This window comes from Pseudomonas rosaeacicularis (assembly GCF_057128745.1).
In genome coordinates this window covers 231,759-257,564 of record NZ_JBSKHT010000002.1, presented here as the reverse complement: position 1 = coordinate 257,564, position 25,806 = coordinate 231,759, and the positions used below count along the sequence as shown (strand labels likewise).

Genomic DNA, 25,806 nt, shown 5'->3' with positions numbered 1-25,806 from the left:
GTCAGGTGGGTGCCTGGCTTAAGCCTGCTCTTCTTGCTCGTCATCGTCATGCTTGAGTGCTGGCTTGAGCCCAGGCTGGGGCGCGTGCTCGGCATTCGGCGCGATTTCTTCCCCATGGTTCTTTTTCTCTTGCTGAACTTTTTTGTCGTGAGCAACGTTGCGTGGGTCGGTCATGGTGATTCCTTGATTGGGCAGATGATTCAAACACCCGTCGACGCAATGTTAGCTGTGAGCGCCCGGGCAAGACTTGGAGTCAGCTCAGACTGAGGCGTTCAGTGAATCTCCATCTGCCAGTGCCTTCGCCCTTTCGAACGAGGCTCTGGAGCTTGACTCTACAAGACAGCGACTCACTTAATCGATTCAGCTAACGTTGGAACCCATGGGCCAGACACCACTCAGAACCCTATACGTATCTGACGGTGACCCTAATGAGTGACTCCAACCTAACCGCTAATGAGATAACCCCCCTTGAGCGCGCTCGCGTGCTGGTCGGTCAAATGACCCAGGACGAAAAGTTTTCCTGGCTCTCGGGGCCGATGGCAATTCCGGTTCCAGGCACTGAAATGCCCCAGGGTGCGTTAGGTTCAGCGGCGTTTTACCCGGCCATTCCAAGGCTTGGGATACCCGCAATGCAGCAGTCTGATGCAAGTCTGGGCATTAGTAATCTGGGCAACGTCAGGCCCGGTGATCACTCAACCGCTTTGCCAAGCTCTTTGCTGCTTGGTGCAACCTTTGATCCCAACCTGGCCTTTGAGTCGGGGGCCATGGTCGGTCAAGAAGCACGCCAGAAAGGCTTCAACGTGCAGTTGGCAGGCGGCGCCAATCTCATTCGGGAGCCTCGCGGCGGGCGTAATTTTGAGTACATTTCAGAGGATCCGCTGCTCACGGGAGTGCTTGCCGGAAACTCGATAGCGGGCATCCAGTCTCAAAAAGTCGTCTCTACCATCAAGCACTTCGCCGTCAACGCTCAGGAGACCGGCCGGGTCATGGTCAGCTCCAACATGAGCGAGGCCGCCCTGCGTGAGTCGGATTTGCTGGCCTTTCAGATAGCCATCGAGATAGGTCAACCGGGGTCAGTCATGCCAGGCTACAACCTGGTGAATGGCGACTACGCCTCCGAAAACCATTTTCTGCTGAACACGGTATTAAAGGGAGACTGGGCATACCCGGGCTGGGTAATGTCCGATTGGGGGGCTACTCATTCCACTGTCAAGGCGGCCCTGGCTGGGCTTGATGTTCAATCAGGCGCCAATCTGGACGACGCTCAATACTTCGGTGATGCCCTGCGTCGGGCAGTCGCCGATGGGAAGATTGCCCAGGCACGTATCGATGACATGGTCACTCGGATACTGCAAAGCCTGATCGCCACAGGCGCGCTGGATGACTCATCCACCGGTCTGGTACCAGTGGACTACAGCGCTCACAAACTGATCGCGCAGCGCCAGGCTGAGCAAGGGATCGTACTGTTAAAAAATGCTGACCATGCTCTTCCGCTGGCTCAGCGATCAAAGCGCCTGCTGGTCATTGGCGCTCATGCAGATCACGGTGTCCTGTGTGGCGGCGGATCGTCCTCTGTCACACCCATCGGAAGCCTGTCCCTCCCCGGCCTGGATCTCATGGGCATGAAGGTGAACAAAATCTACCAGCCCTCTTCGCTGCTTCAAGCTATCCGCGAAGAAAGTGGTGCACAACAGGTGGATTTCCTGGACGGATCGGATCAGCAACTGGCCGTTGCCCAGGCAAGCATTGCGGATGCAGTGATTGTCTTCGCGCAGGAATGGAGATCGGAAGGACTCGATGCACAGGGCCTTGGCCTGCCCGACGACCAGGATGGGTTGATTGACGCCGTCAGCCGCGCCAACGGCAAAACTATCGTCGTGCTCCAGACCGGCGGCCCGGTATTAATGCCGTGGCTTAACACCGTCGCCGGCGTGCTGGCTGCCTGGTACCCCGGATCAGGCGGCGCCGCAGCGATTGCTGGTGTGCTCTTTGGCAGAGTCAATCCTTCTGGCCACCTGCCGGTCACGTTCTCGGCCAGTGAATCGCAACTGCCCCGGCCAAAGCAGATTGATCCAGAAACCACAACCTCTAATCCGGGGATGCCGCGCAAAGGAGACATTATCCCTATCGACTACGATATTGAAGGCTCGGATGTGGGTCATCGTTGGTACTCGCGCGAAAACCTCGTTCCGTTATTCCCGTTCGGGTTCGGGCTGTCCTATACCCAATTTGAGATCGCCGAACCACGCGTTTCAAGCGAGTCGCCGCTGCGCGTGTCGACCCAAGTGGCCAACACGGGCGATCGGGCGGGAGCCATCACGTTGCAGGTTTATGTGGCTAAATCAGGTGATGGAGGCTTCGCCAAACGCCTCGCTGGTTTTCACAAAGTCTTTCTGCAGGCGGGAGAACGATCCCAGGTAGAGGTCCCGCTTGAGCCCCGAATATTGGCGCGATACGTGGGCAACACGTTCGTGACCGCAACAGGCGACTATAGAATCTGGGTCGCTCGTAATGCCCAGGATGAAGCCCTGGGTGTGGATCTCAACATCTCCTGAATGCGGCGCAGCTCAAGGTGCTTTCCGACGCCTTGAGCTGCGTCTCCATTCACTCCAATGCTCGATTAAAGCCATTACAGCCACGCGATCACCATTGTAGAAACCCCCCAACACCACACAATCACAGCCCCCACGATTACCGCACCTACAAAAATCAGACCACCGTCGTTCATGCCAACGCTACCTGTGAACCAGATCTCATCCTGAGCCAAGAAAAAGAATTGCTCGAAGGTGGTCAGCCAAAGTAAGTGGCGTAAACCCGTCAAACGCGAGTGCATGTCTTGCTTGAGCAAGTACCGCGCCAATTTGAGTGCGGAATGAGGCCTGCGACAATTTGACCTGACGGGCCTTTAGGTCGCCTGTCGCTGGCTCACGGCGTAACCACTCACATGAAATCTATCACCACACGCGACTGCACATCGCCATGCTCAAGCTGCTCGAAGACAGTGTTTATATCCGACAGTGGCCGCAGCTCGATGTCGGCCTTGACCTTTCCCTGCGCCGCAAAAGCCAAAGCCTCGGCCATGTCTTGGCGGTTGCCGACAAACGATCCGCGGACCGTTATGCAATTGGCAACCACGTCGAACAGCGGCACCGGAAACTCGCCAGGCGGTAAGCCGACCAACACGCAGGTGCCGAGTTTTCGCGTCATCCCTACGCCCTGTTTGAAGGCACCAAGCGAGGGCGCAGTGATTAACACGCCATGCGCGCCGCCATCGGTGATCTGTCTGACGGCTTCAACCGGATCACCCTCCCGTGCGTTGACCACCGCGTCGGCGCCGAGTTTGCTCGCATGGGCCAGTTTGCGGTCGTCAATATCCACTGCGCACACGCGCAACCCCATGGCCTTGGCATACTGCACCGCCAGGTGACCCAGCCCTCCTACACCCGAAATCACAATCCATTGCCCCGGCCTGACGTCGGCCTCCTTGATACCCTTGTACGTTGTGATGCCAGCGCAAATGATCGGCGCCGCCTCACGCGGATCAAGGTCTGCCGGGATGTGGGCGACGTAATTGGGGTCGGCCAGGATGTATTCGGCGAACCCGCCATTTTGCGTATAGCCGCCAAATTGGGCGCTGGCGCAGACCGTTTCCCAGGCGCTGAGGCAGTACTCGCAATGACCACACGCTGAATACAGCCACGGCACACCGACGCGTTCACCCTCTCGCACGCTGGTCACGCCGGCGCCCAATGCCACCACGATGCCGATGCCTTCATGCCCGGGAATGAAAGGCGGTGTCGGCTTCAAAGGCCAGTCGCCCCGGGCGGCGTGCAGATCGGTGTGGCAGACACCGCAAGCTTCAGTCTTGACCAGGATCTGCCCGGGTCCCGGCGTGGGAATGTCGTAATCGCGCAGCACCAAGGGTTTGCCGAACGCTTCGACAAAGGCCGCCTGCATCTTGCCTTTCATGAGCTGTACCTCTGCATTGAATGGATAGTGGCTACATCTGGCTCGGATAACGACGCCAGATAGGGCGAATGGTTTGCTCAGGTCTGGCCTGAAGGTGATCAGCGTCAAAACCGCTCAATCACCAGCGCCGGCATGCCCAAGCCAGCCCGGATCACAGGGACCGCTTGATCACATGGCCGTAAGCGCGGATGCGGCCATCGGCCTCGGTGCGCAGATACACGCCCTGCAATTCAGGGTTAAATCCAGGGAACTGGTTGATCGCATCCTGCAACGCCAGAAAATACTCCAGCACCGCGCCATCCCAGATCTCGCCGGGGACCACGCACAGCACGCCGGGCGGATAAGGCAATGCGCCTTCTGCAGCCATACGCCCGCGGGCTTCCTCCAGAGCGATGAGTTCTACCTTGCCGCGCACGAATTCCAGGTTGGCCTCTCGCGGGTCCATCGCTATGACTGGCATGCCTTTCTTGCGAAACATGTCCTTCTGCAACTGCTTGACGTCATGGCGCGCGTACAGCGAATGCATCTCCTGGCAGAGCTGGCGGATGCTGTAATCGCGATAGCGCACTTCGTGGGAGGCGTAGATCCCCGGCAGCACGGTGGCCAGCGGCGCATCGTCTTTGATGAACCGTTCGAAGCGCCCGATTTGCGCCACCAGATGCTCCATCTTTGCCTTGCCCTCAGCAGGCGTGAGCAGGAACAGGATGGTGTTGAGGTCGTTCTTCTCCGGGACAATCTCGTATTGACGCAGGAACGTCGCCAACACCCCGGCATGGATGCCGAAGTCCATGTACTGCCCCGTTTCGGCGTCTATGCCTGGCGTGGTGAACAAGAGTTTGCAGGGGTCGATGAAGTACTGGTTTTCGCCGTAGCCTTCAAACGCGTGCCAGCGCTCATCAGGATGAAAGCGGAAAAACCGCAGATCGTTGGCGATCTCGTCGGTGGGATAGTCCTGCCAATAACGGCCATCAATGGTCGGTGGCACAAAGGGTTTGATCAGCGTGCAGTTGTCCATCATCAGCTTGCGCGCCTCAATACCGGCACGCACACATTCATCCCACAGACGATGGCCGCTGCGGCCACTGTGCATGCGCGCGTTGACATCGAGGCAGGCGAACAGCGGATAAAACGGGCTGGTGGATGCCTGGGCCATGAACGAATTGTTCAGGCGCAAATGGTTGCAATAGCGCGCCTGGCCCTTGATGTGACGATCCTTCTTGTGAATCTGCGAGGCCTGAGAAAAGCCCGCCTGCTGTTTATGGATGGACTGGGTAACGAAAATCCCCGGATCGTCGGCCCCCAATTCCAGGAGCAAGGGCGAGCAATCGCGCATCATCGGAATGAATTGCTCATAGCCCAGCCACGCTGAGTCAAACAGGATGTAGTCACACAAATGACCGATGCGGTCGACAATCTGCCGGGCGTTGCAGACCGTGCCGTCGTATGTGCCGAGCTGGATGATTGCCAGACGAAATGGCCGCGCATCATCGGCTTTGGCAGGCGCCACGATGCGCAGTTGCTCACGCAAGTAGGCCTCTTCAAAACAGTGCGAATCGATACCGCCGATCAGCCCGTAAGGGTTACGCGCCGTTTCAAGGTAAAGCGGCGTTGCCCCTGCCTGGAACAACGCACCCTGGTGAATGGACTTGTGATTGTTTCGGTCGAACAGCACCACATCACCCGGAGTCAGCAAGGCCTGGGTGACGACCTTGTTGGATGTTGATGTGCCGTTGAGGACGAAATACGTTTTGTCGGCGTTGTAGACCTTCGCCGCGCGCTTCTGCGCTTCCAGCGGTGCGCCTTCGTGAATCAACAGATCGCCCATTTCAACATCGGCATTGCAGCGATCGGCGCGAAACAGTGTTTCACCGAAGAAATCGAAAAACTGCCTGCCCGCTGGATGCTTGCGGAAAAACTGGCCGCCCTGATGACCGGGGCAGGCGAACGTCGAGTTGCCGCGTTCGACGTAGTGTTTCAGCGCGCCGAAAAACGGTGGCAACAACGCCTCTTCGTATTGCGTGGCAGCCCTTTCGAGCTTGTGTCCATAGAACTCGGCATTATCAGTGCCGAGGTCGAAAACCCCGCTGACTTGCAGCAGTACTTTTTCGACATCGAGGATGGTCTGACGAGTCAGTTCATCCTCGGGAGCGACGGCAAAAAACACCGGAATGTCGAACCCTGATCGGCAGATGTCATCCACGCGCCCCTCGCGCAGGTCTTCAGCCGTGAGCACGATCGCCGCTACGTCGGTGAGGTCGGTCGCGTCAAAATCGACAACGTCGCGATCCGTGAGAAAGCTGGTACGAGCGCTCAGGCTTGCAGCGACCTTGAGTCTGTTCATGTGATGACCTTTTTCGATTAACCAATAGGGTTCAGCGCGACTCATGCCGTCAGGCATCCGTGAAGGTCTGCCCTCTCACATGCCCTTGCGCCAGCGGCGGTGGCCCATCGGGTTCACTGAAATCGGCCGTCCAGTGCCAGTTACGAATCTCTGGCATGTCCTCGAAATGCTCGCGAATCCACGTGTGATGCTTGCGCAACTGATTCTCGAAGAAGTGCACGGCGTCCAGGCTCTCTGCCCGCAGGCGTGGTATGTGGCTCAACGCGTCGATGGCCAGGTGGTAGCGGCTCAGGCGGTTGAGCACCACCATATCGAACGGCGTAGTGGTGGTGCCGCGATCGCTAAAGCCACGCACGTGAAAACGCGCTTCGTTGGCTCGCCCATGAACCATTGAATGGATGACCCACGTAGAGCCATGAAAGGCGAACATCACCGGTACGTCGCGCGTGAACAAGGCTTCGAACGACACGTGATCCATGCCGTGTGGCCGATCTTCTGGGGCGCTGAGAATGCCCAGATCCACGACGTTAACCAGCCGGACGCGAATACCGGGCACATGTTTTTGCAGCAGCCAGGCTGCGGCGACTGCCTCGGTCGTCGGTACATCACCGGCGCAGCCCAGGACCACATCGGGATGCTCGTCATCGGTGCCTGCAAACGACCAGATCGAGGCGCCCTGGGAGCAATGCTTGAGGGCGGCGTCGAAGTCCAGCCACTGAAAATCCGGCTGCTTTCCGCAGGTCACCACATTCACGTAGTTGCGACTGCGCAGGCAATGATCGAAGACATTGACCAGGCAGTTGGAGTCCGGCGGGTAATACACCCGGACCACGTCGGATCGCCGCTGCAGTACGTTGTCGACGAAACCGGTGGACTGATGGCTGAAGCCGTTGTGGTCGTTGCGCCAAGCATGACTGCTGATCAGGATGTTGAGCGAGGCCAACGGACGCCGCCAGGCAAAGTCACGACTCTGCTGCAACCACTTGGCGTGTTGAGTGACCATGGAATCGACCACCTGCGCGAACGCTTCGTAAGTCGACCACATGCCGTGCCGACCCGTGAGCAGATAGCCTTCCAGCCATCCTTCACACAGGTGCTCGCTCAGCACTTCCATTACGCGTCCGTCTGGCGAGAGGTGATCATCAATGTCCAGGCACGGCCCGGATGCGGTCCGATTACTGGCTTCGAACACTGCATTGAGGCGATTGGAGTTGGTTTCGTCCGGGCCGAACACACGGAAGTTATGCGGGTTGTTGCGCATCACGTCACGCAGGTACTCACCCAGCTTGCGCGGTGCTTCGGCGATGACCTGGCCAGGGCCTGGCACCTCGACGCCATAATCGGCAAAGTTAGGAAGATCCAGCGCTACCAGTAACCGCCCGCCGTTCACATAGGGCACAGCACCCATGCGCAAAGCCGAAGGGGGTGTTAGAGCCTGAAGCTCTGGCAGCAATCGGCCCTGTCCATCGAACAGGGTTTCAGGCGCATAGCTGCGCATCCAGCTTTCCAGCTGCTGAAGATGTTCTGGATTACCGATGACGTTGGCCAATGGCACCTGATGCGCGCGGAAAGTACCTTCCACCGGCAGGCCATCGACCACCTTGGGACCGGTCCAGCCTTTGGGGCTACGAAGGATGATCATGGGCCAACGCGCGCGCGCCATGCCGCCGCCCTTTCTGGCACGGGTCTGAATTCGCACAATGGCGTCATGACAGGCGTTGAGCGCTGCTGCAAAACGCTGATGCATGCCCGGCACATCATCGCCGGCGACAATAATCGGCTGATAACCGCGACCGCGGTACAACTCAATCAGGTCATGCTCGGGCAAACGCGCTTCTACCGTAGGCCCGGAAATCTTGTAGCCATTGAGGTGCAGGATCGGCAGCACAGCGCCGTCGCGGCGTGGGTCCAGAAAGTGAACGCTTTTCCAACTGCCTTCCAGCGGGCAGGTTTCAGCCTCGCCGTCACCGATGACGCAAGCGACCAGCAGGTCGGGATTGTCGAAGACCGCGCCAAAGGCATGCATCAGCGAGTAGCCCAACTCCCCGCCTTCGTGCAGCGAATTGGGCGTGTGTGGCCCGCAGTGGCTGGGCACGCCACCGGGGGTCGAGAAGCTGCGAAAAAACGCCAGCATGCCCGACTCGTCACCGGTGATGTCCGGGTGGACCTCGCTGTAAGTGCCTTCGAGCCAGGCGCAGGCGTTCATCGTCGGGCCGCCGTGGCCAGGCCCTGAGATAAAAATTGTCTCGACGCGGCGCTCACTGATCAGTCGGTTCAGGTGCACGTAGATAAAGTTTTGCCCCACCGACGTGCCCCAATGCCCTAACAGTCGGGGCTTGATGTGCTCAGCCAGCAAGGGCTCGCGCAGCAACGCGTTGGCCTTGAGATAGATCTGGCCGACGCACAGGTAATTGGCGGCGTTCCAGTAACGGTGCAATCGGGACAGCAGGTCCGCGTCCAACGGACCGCTTTCGACCGGCGGCGCGCCAGAGGAAGTAGCCGGTGCAAGGTCAGTTTGTTCGACACTGGAAAGCGTTGAATTAAAGCGATACATGGCGACTCCAGAGGGGGCAAGGCACACGCCTTGAGGCTCGCAGGTTCCAAGGGATTAATAGATTCACAGGCTGGGGTGCAGCAAACCGAGGGCATGGCGGGCGATAACCGCGTTCTCGTCCGTAGCGATGGTCCAGGCCGATACGCCGCTGCCTGGCAGCGACAGGCAACCTGATTGTTCGCTCGCAACCGACGCATCGTGATCGACGCCCAACCAGGCGCAGCCCTGAAGAATGGCGCTGCGCACCTGGACCGCGTGTTCGCCGATGCCGCCGGTAAACACCAGCGCATCAACGCCCCCCAACACCGCTGCGAGGCTGCCGATCTCGCGAACCACGCTGCGCACGAACAACGCAATGGCCTCGATGGCCTCAGGCGCCTGGCTGGCAGACAGTTCGCGCATGTCGCTGGAGATACCGCCGGACACGCCCAGCAGGCCGCACTGGTGGTACAACAGGTCTTGCAGCGCCTGCACGCTCATGCCGCGTTCGCGCAACAAATACAGCAACAGACCAGCGTCCAGTCGGCCGGGGCGCGTGCCCATCAGCAGGCCATCGAGCGTGGTAAAACCCATGGTCGTGCCGCGACTGACGCGGTTGTGCATCGCGCACAGACTCGCGCCGTTGCCCAGGTGAGCGACGATGGTTCGGCCATGCGCCGCACGCTGATCGTATTGCGGTAGCACGCTGGCAATGTATTCGTAGGACAACCCGTGAAAACCGTAGCGGCGCAGGCCCTCGTCGGTCAGCGTCCGGGGCAGGCCGAAGCAGGTTTCCAGCGGGTCCAGGCTGTGGTGAAACGCGGTGTCGAAACAGGCAAATTGCAGAATGTCGCGGTGTTCGCGGGCAAGGTAAGTGATCGGTGCCAGACACAGCGGCTGATGCAGCGGCGCCACAGGCACAAGCGCTTGCATCTCGGCCATCAATGCCGGGGTAATGTGCGCTGCCACTTCACTGCGGTTCCCGCCATGGACGATTCGATGGGCCGCAGCGCACATCTTTCCATCGGTGTGGCGCTCGATCCAGTCCATCAAATTGAACAACGTACCGCTGGCCGGCGAGGAATCATTACGCGGCCAGTCTTCATGCTTTTGCGCCTGGCTGCCGGTGTGCTGGAAGACCAGCCGCTCGATGTCCTTGCGCACTTCGAAACTGCCGGAGCCGATACAGCGCAACCCCGGTTCAGCCTGCGGGGCAGCGTCGTAAAGCGAAAACTTGATGCTTGAAGAGCCGGCGTTCAGCACCAGCAACACCGGGCGCGATTGATCGTTCATGGAACACTCCGTGGACGGCACTCGATCTGTATGAGCGTGGCCTCGGTCAACGCGAGCCAACCGATGGTCAGTCTGATCGTCCCCGCGTTGGCGGTATTGATCTGGATCAGAAAGCAACAATCCACCCAGGCGTAAACACAAAGGACGTGCTGTTTTTACCGGCGTATCCACTTCATCAGGAGTACTTCCCTTGAGCGCGCTACCGATTCCATCCGCTTCAACTGCCGCCCCCCTTTGCGACAGCGATGCTGCTATAGCCGATCTTCGGGTCGATCACTGGATCGATCCCCTGAGTGATGGCACCTACATTCTGATTCGACCGCTGGAGGCCATGGACCGGGACCGCGAATTCGCCTTCATCAAAAACCTGTCGCCGGAGTCGCGGCACTTCCGCTTTCTCGCCACCATGAAAGAGCCTGGCGCGCCCTTGCTCGATCAGTTGATGGACATCGATTACCAGCAGCGGATGGCGTACGTGGCCCTTTACATGGACGATGGCGTGCTCACGGAAATCGGGGTGGCGCGTTATGCCGCGCTGGACGGCGATTCACAGTGTGAATCTGCGGTGGTGGTCGCCGATCAATGGCAACGCAAGGGGCTGGGCAGGCAGTTGATGAAGCACCTGATCGCCGCCGCACGCCTCAACGGTTTTACCCACATGATGTCAATGGACAGCGCCATCAACGTGCACATGCGTCGCCTTGCTCACACCTTGGGATTCGATAGCCAAGAGGATCCGCTTGATGCCACGCAGGTGGTCTACCGCCTGAAGCTGACCTGACCCGGCAACCCGCCACCCCGCCACTTGCGAAGGTGCCGGGCATGGCGGCCAGCCGCAGCTTATACGACGGGCTTGCGCGGGTTGAGGGTCAGCAGGCTGGCGTGCGTGTGATAAGCGACCTGTTCCGTGGTGCTGCCCAGTAAGGCGTTGAGCCGGTTGCGATGCACCGTGCCCATCACAATCACATCAATGCCTTCCGATAGCGTGAACGACTGAATCACCTTCGCCGGGTTGCCCATGATCAGATGCTTGCGCTCATCGGGCACGCCGAAGCGCTTGGCCAGAGCCTTGAACGCGTCCTCCTCGGCCTCGTACACGCTTTGCGCCAGGTCCGATGAAAACCCTATGCCCCCCTCTCCGGCAAAAACATAGGTCAGGTCATAGGCATAGAGCAGGTGCAACTGCGCGTTACACTGTGCCGCCAGTTGCTCGGCACCCTTGATGATCGTTTCGTTGACCCCGTCGAACTGGTCGTCCGGGCGAAACGGATCGACAGCCGCCACGATCTTGCGCGGCATTGCGTGGGCCACTGCAGACACCAGGTGCAACGGCACCGGGCATTCATGCAGCAGCCTGACGTCCAGCGACGTGAACAGTGCGCGGGTCAACCAGGACACGTGCTCAAGGTCCTTGATCACCATCGAAGGCTTGATCTCGCGCACATGCACCATGATTTCATCCAGCGGGTTCATGACCCAGACCACTTCCGTGGTGACCTGCACGCCCAGATGCCGTATCGATTCGGCCTGCTCTTCCAGCCATTCACGATGGCGCAGCAGATACCCTTCGCGCATCTCCTTCAGGGCTCGCTCGTTGACCAACCCCGCGGTGGCCAGGCCTTCCACGTAATCGAAGGCGACGATGTGCAGCGCCGCGCCCTTGGCCTGGGCCAGCGCCCCGGCGCGGTCGTAGGCCGGCGTTCGAGTCATCACCGGGGACGCAATCAGCATTAAACGCTCGGGCTCTAACATGGCGCACCTCAATCAGCATGAGAAGGACAAACTCTGCGACCACACCGCGACCGCTTGAGTCGTACTGCGGTATTGTCAGCCCGCCACCGGTCCGCCACTTGACTTACATCAATTACGCCGCAGCGATCACCGTGAAACCCGATCGCTGGATGCTTCCCTCCCCGCTTACGCACACTCAATCGCATGGATTTACCGTCATTTCGTCACCCGTTTCGTTGATACAGCCCCACTCATCCACATTTGAAATGCCCGCTATCACTGGCCTCCTTGCGCGCCTATGCTCAATTGAATAAGGAGATATCCATGACAGCCCATTTGGCCGCCGTTCCCGGTTTGTTCCTCAAGGCAGAGTGTTCCAATTGCAGCGTTCGTGAGCTGTGCCTGTCAGTGGGAATGAGCGTCACCGACAGCGATCGCTTGTCAGCGATCATTCCTCAACGCATCAAAATCAAGAAAGGCGCAGCGCTCTATCACGCGGGCGATCCATTGCGATCACTTTACGCGGTGCGTTTCGGTTTTTTCAAAACCACGATCTCTTCTCAGGACGGCCGTGACCAGCTCACCGGGTTCCAGATGTCAGGGGAATTGCTGGGCTGCGATGCGATCAGCGATGACCGTCATGTGTGTGATGCCATTGCGCTGGAAGACAGCGAGGTGTGCCCGATTCATTTCACTCAGCTGGAGCGGTTGTCCCGGGACCTGCCCTCGCTGCAACACAACCTCAACCGCGTGCTGAGCAAGGAGATTGTGCGCGACCACGAGATGTTGCTGTTGATGGGCAACCTCAACGCCGAAGAGCGCATGGCGGCGTTCTTGCTCAATCTATCAGGCCGCATGGCGACCCGAGGCTATTCGAACACCGCGTTCGTGTTGCGCATGACCCGTGAGGACATCGGCTCTTACCTGGGTTTGCGGCTTGAAACCATCTGCCGTGCCATCGCCAATCTGCGCGATCATGGCATTGTCAGGATTTCCGGCCGTGCGGTGGAAATCCTCGACCTCACGCGCCTGCGCGCCCTGCTCAACGGCTGCGGACACGGCCCGAAAATACTCTGAATCAGCCTGCCAGCCTGAGTGTGCCGGCCTTGACCACCAGCACACTGCAAGGCGCATGCACCAACAGGTTCTCGGCGGTGTCGCCCATGACCTTTTCCAGGCCGTGTACCGGCAGCGTCCCCATCACCAACAGATCAAAATCATTTTGCCGGGCGAAGGCCTCAAGGGTCGGTCGCGGCGTGCCAGTCAAAAAATGCCGATGACTGCCGACGATGCCGTGATGCGTGCACAACAACGCAAACGCTTCTTCGTGGGCATCACTCAACGCTTCCTGAAACCCGCTCTCGACCGGCTGTGCGCCAAAGGTTTTCGCACCGGATGCGTAGATCGCTGACCAGTCGTACACGTACACCACGTGCAGCGCTGCCAGGCATTGGGCCGCAAGGCTAGACGCGGCGCGCAGCAGCGTGTCGTTCAGGCGCAATTCGGCATCGTTGGCACGATAGAGATTGACCGCCGCCAGGATCTTGCGCGGCAACGGGTGTGACGAATCGGTCACGAACTGAATCGGGCACAGGCATTCTCGCAGCAGGTGCCAGTCCAGCGGCGTCGAGAAAAACCGCCCCATCGACAACTCATGATGGATGTCCTTGATCAGCATGCCAGGCGCAATCGCACTGACGTAGTCGCGCAGGCCGTCGAACATATTCCCGGTCCACATTGGCTCCAAAGACACCTCAAGACCCCGGCTGCACTCCTCCTGAACCTGCGCCTCCAGCCAGCGGCGATGCATCTGCAAATGACTGTCGCGCAAACTCGACAACGCGCTTGGGGTGAACAACCCCATGACCTCCAGCACCCTGGCGTGATCAAAGGCAACGATGCGTAATGCAACGCCACTGGCTTTGGACAAAGCAACAGCGCGCTCGAATGCGGGAGTACGCGTTTGCCGGGAGGATGCAATCAGTAACAGGCACGGCGAGTCTTTCACAGGGACCTCGGAGATCATGTTGCGTGGACTGCAGGCGCGGCAGTGGTGACTCCATGAACCCGGGCCCCGGGCTTTCGTCGTGCCCTGCCTGGAGTGTGGGCATTCATCACCGGGCAAACCTGATGTAGATCAGAGGTTGTTGCTTCGCAGGGGTGCCTGTCCTGACATTTATCAAGCAAAGCCGATAAGGGTGAATGCACAGTACGGTCTTCGGAGACTCTTCATGATCGCTATCACCCTGATCAACACGCTGATCATCACCACTGCCGTCATCGTTCATTACGAATGCCTGCTGCGCCTGAACCAGCTGATGCCCCGGCTCAATGTCTGGCACCGATTCAGAATGGTCTTCGGCGTGCTGGGCGCGCTGATCGCCCATGCCATCGAGGTCTGGATATTCGCGCTGGGTTACTACCTGATGAACCGGTCGGATTCGCTGGGCCACCTGACCGGCAACTTCGACGGCAGCTTCATGGACGCGGTGTACTTCTCGTTCACCACCTTCACCACCCTGGGCTTCGGCGACATCAGCCCCAGCGGACCGCTCAAATACCTGACCGGCCTGGAGGCATTGACGGGACTGGTGCTGATCACCTGGACCGCGTCCTTCCTGTTCATCGAGATGCAGCGGTACTGGCGAACCAACGCGACGACCTCTCAAGCACCTGTAGCCCATTCGCCAAGAAAACCAACAAGCCGCAGTCTTTAGCGCCTTTCACTGACAAACCTCAATGTTTGATTCTCCAGCAAGCGCTCAATGATCAAGTCGTGGCCTGAGTGATCTGGCCGCACCCTGCCCGCCACCAAGAGCACTGATCATGAGCGACCTGACATTACGCAGACAGATTCTGGATGAACTTGAGTTCCTACCGCACATCGATGCCGCCGCGATCGGCGTAAGCATTGAGGATGGCGTCGTGGTGCTCTCAGGCCACGTCCGAACGTATGCCGAAAAAATCGCTGCCGAACACGCAGTCAAAAGCGTCAAGGGCGTGCGCGCCGTGGCAGAGGAACTGGAAGTACGCCTGTCCAGGGATCTGGACATCGACGACAGCATGATCGCCTCACGTTGCGTGGACCTGATTCGCTGGAATACGGCAGTCCCCGGCGACCAAATCCAGATCAAGGTGCAGCAGGGCTGGGTCACGCTTGAGGGTGAGGTGGAGTGGCAATATCAGAAAGAAGCCGCACAACACGCCATCCAGACACTGGCCGGCGTTGCAGGGCTCAACAACATGCTGGAGGTCAAACCCAAGGCCACTGTCGAAGACATCAAGGCGCTTATCGAGGCAGCGTTGGCGCGCAATGCTGAGCTGGATGCCAGCAAAATTCGCGTCAGCGCCGTGGGCAATCTGGTGAGGCTTGAAGGCTTCGTGAATCGATGGCCTGAACGCAAAGCTGTGGAGCACGCGGCCTGGTCAGTGCCCGGCGTCAGAAACGTTGAAAACCATTTGCTCATCGATTGACCCGGCGCTGTGTCTTCTATCCCTACGCGTTGAGCGGGAGTACTTCAAATGCCTCATACCTCCAGCAGCATCCAGCACTTCAACGAAGAAACCCAAGGTCTGATCGGGGGGTTCTGGGTTGAAACGTTGCGCGACGCCACTCCGGTGTTGATCCGTGAACTGGCGGACAAGGATCGCGACCGAGACTTCGCCTTTTTCAACAATCTGGGACAGGGCGTTGCGCATTTTCGCTTTTTGGGATCGTTCAGCGATCGGACGCCCACACACGATCAACTGATGGACATCGACGTGCGCAAACGCCTGGCCTACATCGCACTGGTCTACCACGACGGCACGCTCACAGAAGTAGGCGTGGCTCGTTACGGTGCTTATGAGGGTGACGCTCACTGCGAATTTGCCGTGGCAGTCGCCGATGACTGGCAACGACGGGGAGTGGCGACGACGTTGATGCATCACCTGATGGAGACAGCCAAGCGCAAGGGTTTCAGCACGATGTCATCGATGGATGCGGCCGACAACCTGGCCATGGACGGGCTGGCGACAAGCATGGGATTCACGCGGCGAAAAGATGGCGAACACGGGCCCAGGGTTTTTCACGAGTACGTGTTGGCCCCATGACTGCCGGCGATGGCAACAGGCAAACAAGGCCGATGAGTCGGCCAGGTCCAGCGATGCCATTTTTGCGCGATGACCTCATGCCTTGATAGAGATCAACTAGGGTTCACACAGATGTCGTCAAACCTAATGGCTGACCGCCCTGAAATTGAACCCACGGCCGGCGCGAGCAATCTATGGTAAAGCATGGTGCCGGGCACACCGCTGAAGTGGGCGAAGTTGCCTGTGCACGTGTCCAATCAAGGAACCTATGACCAGCATATGGACACGCACTAAACAGCGCTCATTTCGGCTTCTCGCTTTTTGCCGAACCGGCTCATTCCCGTCGATTAAATTCAGCTATGAGCGGATGTTGCGCGCCGAGCTGTTCAACGCCGACCAAATGGCCGATCACGGCATAGCGCTGGCCGGACAACACCAGCTCAGTGCCTTGTCTGCGCAAGACTCCCTGCTGGGCAGGCTGGACGACAACGAGGTGTTGCTCAATCGAAGCTGCACTGCGCTGACCGAGGCGCAGCTGTCCAGCCGCCGCATGACGCCAGCGGCCGAATGGTTGCTGGATAACTATTTCCTCATTGAAGACCACATTCGCACCGCGCGAACCCACCTGCCCAAAGGCTATAGCCGAGAACTGCCGCGCCTGATCAACGGCCCCTCAACCGGCCTGCCGCGGGTTTACGACATTGCCCTGGAAACCATTTCACACGGGGATGGGCGCTTCGATGAAGCAAGCCTGCGTCGCTTCGTCATTGCCTATCAAACCGTCATGCCGCTGGCGCTTGGCGAGTTGTGGGCCATCCCGATCATGCTGCGTCTGGCGCTGATCGAGAACCTGCGCCGGATTGCATCGCGGGTCATGGCCAATTGGGACGACCGAAACCTGGCCGATGACTGGGCAGAGCGTTTGATCGAAATTTCCGAGCGAGACGTGAAAAGCGTGGTCTTGACGGTGGCCGACATGGCCCATTCTGCCCCGCCCCTGACGGCTGCCTTCGTCGCCGAATTCGCCCGTCGTCTTCAGGGGCAGAGCGCAGCGTTGGCCCTGCCGCTGAACTGGATCGAGCAGATACTGGGTGAAACCGGTTCAAGCACCGAACGTCAGGTGCAACTCGATGCACAGCAGCAGTCCGCCGATCAGGTGTCCATCAGCAACAGCATCGCGAGCCTGCGCCTGCTGTCGGCCACCAACTGGCGTGAGTTCGTCGAATCGATGAGCCACGTCGAACACACGCTCAACAACGACCCGGCGTCTGTTTACCGCTGCATGGACTTCGCCACCCGCGACAACTACCGGCACATGATCGAGCGGCTTGCCCGGCGTAGTCAGCACTCGGAAATCCAGGTGGCGCAAACCGTCGTCAATCTTTCTGCGGAGCAAGGCGGCGCAGGGCCGGACGCCGCACTGGCCCGCCATATCGGTTTTTACCTGATCGGCGCCGGTATTGGCGTGCTTGAGCAGCGGCTCGGCGCCCGAGTGCCGCTGCACGAACGCTGGAAACGCCTGCTGCAGCGTTCGCCCTCGACGTTTTACCTCGCGCCGGCAGCGTTTCTCACGATGATTTTTGCCCTGCCATTGCTGGCTTCCGCCGGGCGAGATGGCCTGCCCGACGCCGCCTTGCTGGCCTTGGCGGTGCCGTGTTTGATCATGACCAGTCGGCTGGGGGTCAGCCTGATCAACTGGCTGGTGACCTTCAGCCTGTTGCCGACCATGCTGCCGAAGATGGACTACGACAACGGCATCCCTGACGAAGCCCGCACGCTGGTGGCGATTCCGACGTTGATTGATTCGCGCGCCGATATCGATGAGCTGGTCGAGGGGCTGGAGGTCCGGTTTCTTGCCAACCGGGACCGCAATCTGTATTTCGCGCTGCTGACCGACTTTCTCGACGCGCCGCAACAGGTCATGACGCAAGACGCCGACTTGCTCGCGCACGCGTCACTGGCCATCACTGAGCTCAATCGTAAATACGCTGATGGCACGACAGACCGGTTTTTCCTGTTGCACCGCCCGCGTTGCTGGAACCCCGGTGAGCAAGCGTGGATGGGCCATGAACGCAAACGCGGCAAGCTGACAGACCTCAATGCACTGCTGCGTGGGCAAGGCGCTCAACGTTTCACGACAATTGTTGGCGACACCCGAGCGCTGCAATCGGCGCGTTACGTGCTGACGCTGGACACCGACACCCTGCTGCCCCGGGACGTCGCCCGTCATTGCGTGGCAGCCATGATGCATCCGTTGAATCGTCCGATATTCGATAGCCGCCAGGAGAAGGTCATCTCCGGCTACGCCTTGTTGCAGCCCCAGGTGGGCATCAGCCTGACCAGCACGCCTCGCTCGATTTATTCGCGTCTGTTTGGCAGTGGCGGCGGCGTCGATCCCTATACGCGGGCGATCTCGGACATCTATCAGGACTTGTTCCAGCAGGGGTCTTTCATCGGCAAAGGCATTTACGACGTGGATGCCTTCACGTGTGCGCTGGAAGGTTGCCTGCCGGATAACCAGATCCTCAGCCATGACTTGATCGAAGGCTGTTATGCCCGCTCGGGGTTGCTGAGCGATGTGCAACTGTACGAACAATACCCCTCGCGCTACAGCGCTGACGTCAAGCGTCGCCATCGCTGGATTCGCGGTGACTGGCAGCTGTTCCCGTGGATGCTGCCGTGGACCCGCAACGCCAGTGGTCAATGGACCCGCAACCGTCTGGACGTCATGGCGCGCTGGAAAATCCTCGACAACCTGCGAAGAAGCCTTGAACCACTGGCATTGCTGCTGATGCTGGCATGGGGCTGGTTTGCCAGCAGCGCACCGGTGGCCTGGACACTGGCAGTGGTCGGCCTACTGGTGATGCAACCGCTGCTTCGGACCCTCACCGATGTGCTGCAACCGCCGCTCAACGTGCCTTATCGGCAATACCTGGCGGCGCTGATGAGGGGACTGGCGCAAGACCTTGCACAAGTCGGTGCGACCATTGCCTGGCTGCCCTTCGAGATGTACTACAGCGCAGGCGCGATTTCGCGCTCGCTGTGGCGGATCGGTTTCAGCCGGCGTTTGTTGCTGCAATGGCAGTCATCGCGGGAGGTTGAGCGCAACTCGGCCAATTCGCTGATCGGGCTCTACCGGGAGATGTGGATCGCTCCACTGTTCGGACTGATCGCATTCGCGGCGCTGTCGACTGATCCGCTTACGCTGGCCATCGCCGCCCCGCTGTGGCTGTCGTGGGTCGCTGGCCCGTGGATCGCCTGGCGACTCAGCGCCGCCCCCGAGCGCACGCTGTTTGAACCCTCGATTCAAGACCTGCGCTTTCTTCGGCTGCTGAGCCGCCGGACCTGGGCGTTTTTCGACGAGTTCGTCGGCCCACAGGACAACTGGCTGCCACCGGACAATATTCAGGAAGAACCCAAGCGAACCATTGCCCATCGCACTTCCCCCACCAATATGGGCATGGCTTTGCTGGCCCATCTGGCAGCTCACGACTTCGGTTATCTGAGTACCGACCGGATGTTGCGGCGGCTGTCCGCATCACTGGACAGCATGAACACCCTGGAACGCCACCAGCAGCATTTTTACAACTGGTACGACACCCAGACACTCAAACCACTGCGGCCGCATTACATCTCAACCGTGGACAGCGGCAACCTGGCCGGCCTGTTACTCACCTTGCGCGCAGGGCTGGTGCAACTGCCCGATGCTGCCCTGTTGAATATTTCAATTGTCACCGGCCTGCGCGACACCTTGGACACACTGATCGCAACCGCAGGTGCCAATAGCGTGCTGAGCAATGTGCAGCGACTGCTGGAGCAAGCCGCTGACACGCTTGAAACCGACGTATTGCTGGACGTGCTGGAGACCGCTCGCAGCCTGATTGCGGGGCAACAGTCTGAGACGACAGGTGATATCGAGTATTGGAAAAACGCGTTCAACGCGCAATGCAGCGACTGGATTTCGGCGCTAAAGCGCTACCGCCTTCCGGTCCCCCTCGCGGACCGTGAACCGCCCCGGCACACCTTGCGGCAACTGACGCAACTCGATGACGCTGACTGGGCCATCGACGATCACAGCCGCGTGCAAACGGTGCGCAGCGCGGCGACGCAATCGATTGCGAGCCTGGACCATTTGATCGCACTGTCGGGCGCCCTCGCCCAGATGGATTTCTCGCTGCTCTACGACAGCAAACGCGATTTGTTCGTCATCGGATACAACACCGAAGAGCGCCGGCTGGACAGCGGTTACTACGACCTGTTGGCTTCGGAGGTGCGCCTGACCAATTTCGTGGTCATCGCCCAAGGCCAGATCCCGCAGCGGGCCTGGTTTACGCTGGGCCGCCTGTTGGGCGAATCTGCCGGTGTGCCGACCTTGATGTCCTGGTCGGGCTCGATGTTCGAATACCTGATGCCGATGTTGGTCATGCCCAACTATGACGGCAGCCTGCTCGACCAGACCTGTCACGCGGCCGTGGCCGTACAGATCGCCCACGGCAAGCGCCTGGGCATTCCATGGGGCGTGTCGGAGTCCGGTTATTACACACTCGACGCCCATTTCAATTACCAATACCGCGCCTTTGGCGTACAGGCGCTGGGACTCAAGCGCGGGCTGGGCGAGGACATCGTTGTCGCGCCTTACGCGAGTGCTCTGGCGCTGATGATCGACCCGGACGCTGCCTGCAAGAATCTGCAACGCCTGGCTTCAAAAGGCGCGGCTGGCCGCTATGGGCTTTACGAAGCGGTGGATTACACCGAAGCGCGTCTTCCGCGGGGTCAACGCTTCGCCTTCGTGCAGTCGTTCATGGCCCATCACCAGGGCATGAGTTTGCTGGCGCTGACCAGCGTGTTGCTCAATCAACCGATGCAGCGCCGCTTCGAGTCTGATCCGGCGTTGCAATCGGCCTTACTATTGCTGCAAGAGCGGGTGCCTAAAACGGCGGTTCCTTACTTGCAAGCCGCACAGCCACCAGCGCTGGGCGACGCGGGCCAGAGTCAGGACACCGACGTGCGCATATTTGCCAATCCGGGTCACAAACGCCCCGCCGTTCAGTTGCTCTCCAACGGCAACTATCACGTGATGCTGAGCAGCGCGGGCGGCGGCTATAGCCGGCGCAACAATGTTGCCGTGACCCGTTGGCATGAAGACATGACCCAGGACAATTGGGGGACTTTTTGTTATCTGCGGGACCTTGAAACGGGGACGTTCTGGTCAGCGGCCTTCCAACCCACACAGCGTCAAACCGAAAGCCATGAAACGATCTTCAGCGATGCGCGTGCGGAGTTCCGCGCCAGGGAACTGGATTTCGATTCGCATATGGAGATCGTCGTTTCTCCCGAAGACAACATCGAGCTGCGCCGCCTGCACATTATCAATCGTGGCCTGTTTGCCAAAAGTCTGGAAATCACGACGTACGCTGAAGTGGTGCTGACCTCCTCCGAAAGCGACGCCATGCACCCGGCATTTAGCAAGCTGTTCGTACAGACTGAGTTGCTGATGCCGTTGCAGGCCATCATTTGCAACCGCCGTCCACGCGACAGCGACGAGCGCACGCCCTGGATGTGCCATTTACTGGCCGCCCATGGCGTCGACATCGACGCTATTTCCTATGAGACCGACCGCGCCCGCTTCATTGGCCGGGGGCGCAGCCTTCAATCACCCGCCGCGCTGGACGCTGAGTGCGAGCAGCTGTCGGGAAGCGCCGGGGCGGTGCTTGACCCTATCGTCGCGATTCGCTGTCGGATCACCCTTCAGGCCGGACAGCACGCGACGATCGACCTGGTCACGGGCGTTGCTGACGACCGCGACGCTTGCGTGTCTCTGATCAATAAATACCGTGATCGGCACTTGGCGGATCGGGTCTTCGATTTGTCGTGGACCCACAGTCAGGTCCTGCTGCGCCAGCTCAATGCCTCCCCGCCCGATGCCCGGCTGTTTGAACAGATGGCCTCGTCATTGCTGGTTGCCAATGCAGCCATGCGCGCCAACAGCGCCGCGTTGATTGCCAATCGGCGCAACCAGCAAGGGCTCTGGGGCCAGTCGATTTCCGGCGACCTGCCCATCGTGCTGTTGCAAGTCAGAAGCCTGGAACATATCGATCTGGTGCAGAAGATGATTCAGGCCCATGCCTATTGGCGGCAGAAGGGTCTGGTGGTGGACCTGTTGATCTGGAACGAAGACCAGGCCGGTTACCGGCAGCAGTTGCAGGACGCGATCATGGGATTGGTGACGTCCGGCAGCGAAGCAACGCTGGTGGATCGTTCGGGCGGGATTTTCGTGCGCACGGCGCAGCAGATGTCCACTGAGGACCGAACGCTGATTCTGTCCGTCGCACGGCTGGTGCTCAACGAAGGATCGGGCACCCTCGCCGAACAGATACACCGCCGGCGCGTCGCACCGGTGCACGTTCCTTTCCTGGCGACGCGGCGCTACTTGCCGACCCCGACGCTGCCAACGTCTCCCGCTGCGCCGTTGTTGCTGAGCAACGATTACGGGGGGTTCAGCGAAGATGGCAGCGAGTACGTCATCACCGCCAGCACCGATAAAACCACGCCCGCCCCTTGGGTCAATGTCATCGCCAACGCCCAACTGGGCAGCGTCGTGTCCGATACCGGGAGCGCGTACACCTGGGCAGAGAACGCCCATGAGTTCCGGCTTACACCGTGGCACAACGACCCGGTTATCGACCCCAGCGGCGAGGTGATCTACCTGCGTGATGAGGAAACCGGTCACTTCTGGTCGGCCACCCCCAAGCCCTGCCCGGGCCCTGGCCGTTACCGGACCCGTCACGGGTTTGGCTACAGCGTGTTCGAGTATGAGGGGGACGGCATCAATACCCAGTTATGGGTTTATGTGGCCGTGGATGCGCCGATCAAATTTTCCCGGCTGGTGGTGCGCAACGCCTCCGGTCGCAGCCGACAATTGAGCGTGACCGGTTACGTGGAATGGGTGCTGGGGGACCTGCGCAGCAAGTCCGCCATGCACGTCATGACGCAGTCCGATCCCATCAGCGGTGCGTTTTTTGCCCGAAATGCTTACTCGGTGGAGTTCAGCGAGCGCGTTGCATTCTTCGACACCGACGGCATTGATCACAGCATCACAGGGGATCGCACCGAATTCATTGGTCGCGGCGGCAGTCTTGCGTCCCCGGCAGCGATGCAGCATGCCGGGCTGTCCGGGCGCACTGGCGGTGGCCTGGACCCGTGCGCAGCGATTCAGGTCAAAGTGGCGCTGGAAGACGGCGAAAGCACCGAAGTGATTCTGCGCATGGGCGCAGAGACCAGCACTCAGGCAGCGACGCAGCTGGTGCAGCGCTTCCGCGGCGTGCAGGAGGCCGCCGCGCAGTTGCAGAAGGTTCGTGAACACTGGCGGTCTCTGCTCTCGGTCATACAGGTCAAGACGCCGGCACCGGAATTGGATGTCATGGTCAACGGCTGGCTGATGTACCAGGTGATCGCCTGCCGTTTTCTGGCCCGCAGCGGTTATTACCAATCGGGCGGTGCCATAGGGTTCAGAGACCAGCTGCAAGACAGCATGGCGATGATTCATGCCGATCCGGCAACGGTACGCAGCCATTTGTTGCTGTGCGCCAACCACCAATATCAGCAAGGTGATGTGCAGCACTGGTGGCATCCGCCGCTGAACCGCGGCGTGCGCACGGCGTGTTCGGATGACTTTCTGTGGCTGGTTGCTGCGACCAGTCGCTACGTGGAAATCACCGACGACCTGGCTGTGCTCGACGAACCTGCCGGTTATCTGGAGGGACGCGTGTTGAACCCCGGCGAAGAGTCCTATTACGACCTGCCGGGGATCTCGAATGTGCGCGAACCTCTGTATCGGCATTGCGTGCGGGCCATCGAACACAGTCTGCGCCGGGGCGAGCACGGGCTGCCACTGATGGGCAGCGGCGACTGGAATGATGGCATGAACCGTGTCGGCTATCTGGGCCGAGGTGAGAGCGTCTGGCTGGGATTCTTCGGCTGTGACGTGCTCGAGCGCTTCGCGCTCGTGGCTGCGAGACACGGCGATCAGGATTTCGCGCAACGCTGCAACGACCACGCCGCGCTGCTAAGTGCCAGCCTTGAACAGACAGCCTGGGACGGCGGCTGGTATCGCCGCGGCTGGTTTGACGATGGTCAGCCGCTTGGTTCGGCGATCAACGATGAGTGCCGCATCGACTCCATCGCCCAAAGCTGGTCGGTCCTCTCCGGGGTCGGCTCGGCAAAACGTCAACGCCAGGCCATGCAGGCGCTGGACCAGCATCTGGTCAAACCTGAAATTCGGGCCGTTCTGCTGCTCGATCCGCCCTTCGACAAAGGCAAACAGGACCCCGGCTATATCAAGGGCTACGTGCCCGGCGTGCGGGAAAATGGGGGGCAATACACGCACGCGGCGGTGTGGGCGGCGATGGCGTTCGCGCAATTGGGCGATAGCGCCAAAGCCTGGGAGTTGCTGCACCTGATCAACCCTGCCGATCCGGCCAACAACGCGAGGATAGACACGTATAAAGTCGAACCCTACGTGATGGCAGCCGACGTATACGGCGCAGCGCCCCATGCCGGACGCGGCGGCTGGACGTGGTACACAGGCTCGGCCGGATGGATGTATCGCCTGGCTGTCGAATCACTGCTGGGCCTGCAGCGCAAAGGTGATGTGCTCAGCTTCGAGCCGCTGATCCCTGAGGGCTGGCCGGGGTTCACCCTGAGTTATCGATTCGGCTCGACGCAGTACCATTTCGACGTACGTCAAGGGGTGACGATGGACACCGCAATGACACTGGACGGCAAGCAGATCGAAGGCGGCGCGCTGAAGCTGATCGATGACGGTGTCGAGCGCCGGGTTATGGTCGAGTGTCGTGCGCCCCTGCCAGGGCCGCAGGCGCTTGAATGTACAGGCGCTCTCGATGGCTAGACATCCATCCACTGATCCCAGACGCACTGGGTTACCCTGAAAGCGCCAATGCACTGGCAAACAGACGCACGCCGGACCGCGCACAGTGCCCAGGTCCGAGGACTCCAAATTTCTCCCGAAACCGAATACTCGACCACCCAAAAAAGGACTGCCCTATGTTGCGAAGCATGCAAGACCTAGAGGGTTACACCGTCGGCGCCACTGACGGCGATGTCGGTGAAGTGAAAGACTTCTACTTCGATGATGAGGCATGGGTTGTTCGTTACCTGCTGGTTGAGACTGGCTCCTGGCTTTCCAGCCGCAAAGTGCTGATCTCCCCGCGTTCCATTCAGCAGCCGGAATGGGAATCGCAAAACCTACCGACGGGGGTTAACAAGCAGCACATCGAAAACAGCCCCCCTATCGATACCGACCAGCCGATCTATCGGCATCACGAGATGCAGCACGTCAGTTACTACGGCTATTCCAGCTACTGGAGCGTGCCTGATCCGGAGGTTGACGAGTTGTCGCAAACGGAAACCAGCGAGGGGCCGGCGCTTGAGCAGCAGGCCAAAAAAACGCCGTTGCCCCATCAGGACAACGATCTGCGTTTGCGCAGTTGCAAGGCCATCATGGGCTACCACATCAAAGCCCTCGACGGTGAGATCGGGCACGTTGAGAGCGTGCTGATCAATGAGGAGACGTGGGCGGTTCAGTATCTGGTGGTCAACACCAGCAACTGGTGGCTGGGACACTGCGTGGTGATTGCCCCCGAGTGGATCGACGAGGTGTCGTGGCACGATAAAACCATTTCGCTGGACCTCGAACGTGCTGCGGTCAGGGCGTCTCCCGATTATGAATCTTCGCAGCAATTGAGCCGTGAGCGAGAGCAGAGCCTTTATGACCACTATCAACGGGTCGGCTATTGGCAGCGGTGAAGCCGCCATCGCATCCAAATAAAGCGCGCCGCTAACCCGCTTC

Annotated in this window: 15 protein-coding genes; 8 read left to right on the top strand and 7 right to left on the bottom strand. The window is 59.7% G+C overall.

All coding sequences use genetic code 11. The features are described 5' to 3' along the window. Positions 1 to 18 precede the first annotated feature (18 nt). Positions 19 to 174 (bottom strand): hypothetical protein, encoded by a 156-nt coding sequence (locus ACWKWM_RS03595; protein ID WP_483844786.1) that lies wholly within the window; start codon positions 172 to 174, stop codon positions 19 to 21. 254 nt (positions 175 to 428) lie between these two features. Here ACWKWM_RS03595 and ACWKWM_RS03590 point away from each other — a divergent pair, with 254 nt between their 5' ends. Continuing rightward, on the top strand, positions 429 to 2,555 hold the full coding sequence (locus ACWKWM_RS03590) for a beta-glucosidase (protein WP_483844785.1): 2,127 nt from the start codon (positions 429 to 431) through the stop codon (positions 2,553 to 2,555). A 385-nt stretch (positions 2,556 to 2,940) separates the two neighbouring features. Here ACWKWM_RS03590 and adhP read toward each other — a convergent pair whose 3' ends face one another. From adhP to ACWKWM_RS03570, 4 genes are all read right to left on the bottom strand, one after another. Next, positions 2,941 to 3,969: an alcohol dehydrogenase AdhP gene (adhP, locus tag ACWKWM_RS03585; RefSeq protein WP_483844784.1), complete on the bottom strand. Its 1,029-nt coding sequence runs from the start codon at positions 3,967 to 3,969 to the stop codon at positions 2,941 to 2,943. Positions 3,970 to 4,120: 151 nt separating this feature from the next. Beyond that, positions 4,121 to 6,310: an ornithine decarboxylase gene (locus tag ACWKWM_RS03580; protein WP_483844783.1), complete on the bottom strand. Its 2,190-nt coding sequence runs from the start codon at positions 6,308 to 6,310 to the stop codon at positions 4,121 to 4,123. Between the two features lie 49 nt (positions 6,311 to 6,359). Beyond that, positions 6,360 to 8,864, bottom strand: coding sequence for a phosphoketolase family protein (locus ACWKWM_RS03575; RefSeq protein ID WP_483844782.1), 2,505 nt, complete (start codon positions 8,862 to 8,864; stop codon positions 6,360 to 6,362). Between the two features lie 63 nt (positions 8,865 to 8,927). Continuing rightward, the gene (locus tag ACWKWM_RS03570; protein ID WP_483844781.1) at positions 8,928 to 10,136 is read right to left on the bottom strand and encodes an acetate/propionate family kinase; all 1,209 of its coding nucleotides are present in this window, start codon (positions 10,134 to 10,136) and stop codon (positions 8,928 to 8,930) included. Between the two features lie 331 nt (positions 10,137 to 10,467). Between ACWKWM_RS03570 and ACWKWM_RS03565 the strand changes: the two genes are divergently transcribed. After that, on the top strand, positions 10,468 to 10,917 hold the full coding sequence (locus tag ACWKWM_RS03565) for an N-acetyltransferase family protein (RefSeq protein WP_483844984.1): 450 nt from the start codon (positions 10,468 to 10,470) through the stop codon (positions 10,915 to 10,917). 59 nt (positions 10,918 to 10,976) lie between these two features. On the opposite strand, the gene ACWKWM_RS03560 is transcribed toward ACWKWM_RS03565, so the two are convergent. Continuing rightward, on the bottom strand, positions 10,977 to 11,867 hold the full coding sequence (locus ACWKWM_RS03560; RefSeq protein ID WP_483844780.1) for a universal stress protein: 891 nt from the start codon (positions 11,865 to 11,867) through the stop codon (positions 10,977 to 10,979). Between the two features lie 324 nt (positions 11,868 to 12,191). On the opposite strand from ACWKWM_RS03560, the gene ACWKWM_RS03555 reads away from it, so the two are divergent. Beyond that, on the top strand, positions 12,192 to 12,944 hold the full coding sequence (locus ACWKWM_RS03555) for a helix-turn-helix domain-containing protein (RefSeq protein ID WP_483844779.1): 753 nt from the start codon (positions 12,192 to 12,194) through the stop codon (positions 12,942 to 12,944). 1 nt (position 12,945) lies between these two features. On the opposite strand, the gene ACWKWM_RS03550 is transcribed toward ACWKWM_RS03555, so the two are convergent. After that, positions 12,946 to 13,893 carry a universal stress protein gene (locus tag ACWKWM_RS03550; protein WP_483844778.1) on the bottom strand — a complete coding sequence of 316 codons (948 nt, stop codon included), beginning with the start codon at positions 13,891 to 13,893 and terminating at the stop codon, positions 12,946 to 12,948. Between the two features lie 205 nt (positions 13,894 to 14,098). Between ACWKWM_RS03550 and ACWKWM_RS03545 the strand changes: the two genes are divergently transcribed. The 5 genes from ACWKWM_RS03545 to ACWKWM_RS03525 all read left to right on the top strand — a co-directional run bounded on the left by ACWKWM_RS03545 (position 14,099) and on the right by ACWKWM_RS03525 (position 25,763). Next, a complete protein-coding gene (locus ACWKWM_RS03545; RefSeq protein ID WP_483844777.1) occupies positions 14,099 to 14,584 on the top strand; it encodes a potassium channel family protein in 486 nt (161 codons plus the stop codon). Positions 14,585 to 14,693: 109 nt separating this feature from the next. Continuing rightward, positions 14,694 to 15,341 carry a BON domain-containing protein gene (locus ACWKWM_RS03540; protein WP_483844776.1) on the top strand — a complete coding sequence of 216 codons (648 nt, stop codon included), beginning with the start codon at positions 14,694 to 14,696 and terminating at the stop codon, positions 15,339 to 15,341. Positions 15,342 to 15,389: 48 nt separating this feature from the next. Next, positions 15,390 to 15,959, top strand: coding sequence for an N-acetyltransferase family protein (locus ACWKWM_RS03535; RefSeq protein ID WP_483844775.1), 570 nt, complete (start codon positions 15,390 to 15,392; stop codon positions 15,957 to 15,959). Positions 15,960 to 16,206: 247 nt separating this feature from the next. Beyond that, complete coding sequence (locus ACWKWM_RS03530; RefSeq protein ID WP_483844774.1) at positions 16,207 to 24,846, top strand: glycoside hydrolase family 94 protein; 8,640 nt, start codon at positions 16,207 to 16,209, stop codon at positions 24,844 to 24,846. A 155-nt stretch (positions 24,847 to 25,001) separates the two neighbouring features. Beyond that, a complete protein-coding gene (locus ACWKWM_RS03525) occupies positions 25,002 to 25,763 on the top strand; it encodes a PRC-barrel domain-containing protein (RefSeq protein ID WP_483844773.1) in 762 nt (253 codons plus the stop codon). Positions 25,764 to 25,806: the final 43 nt, after the last annotated feature.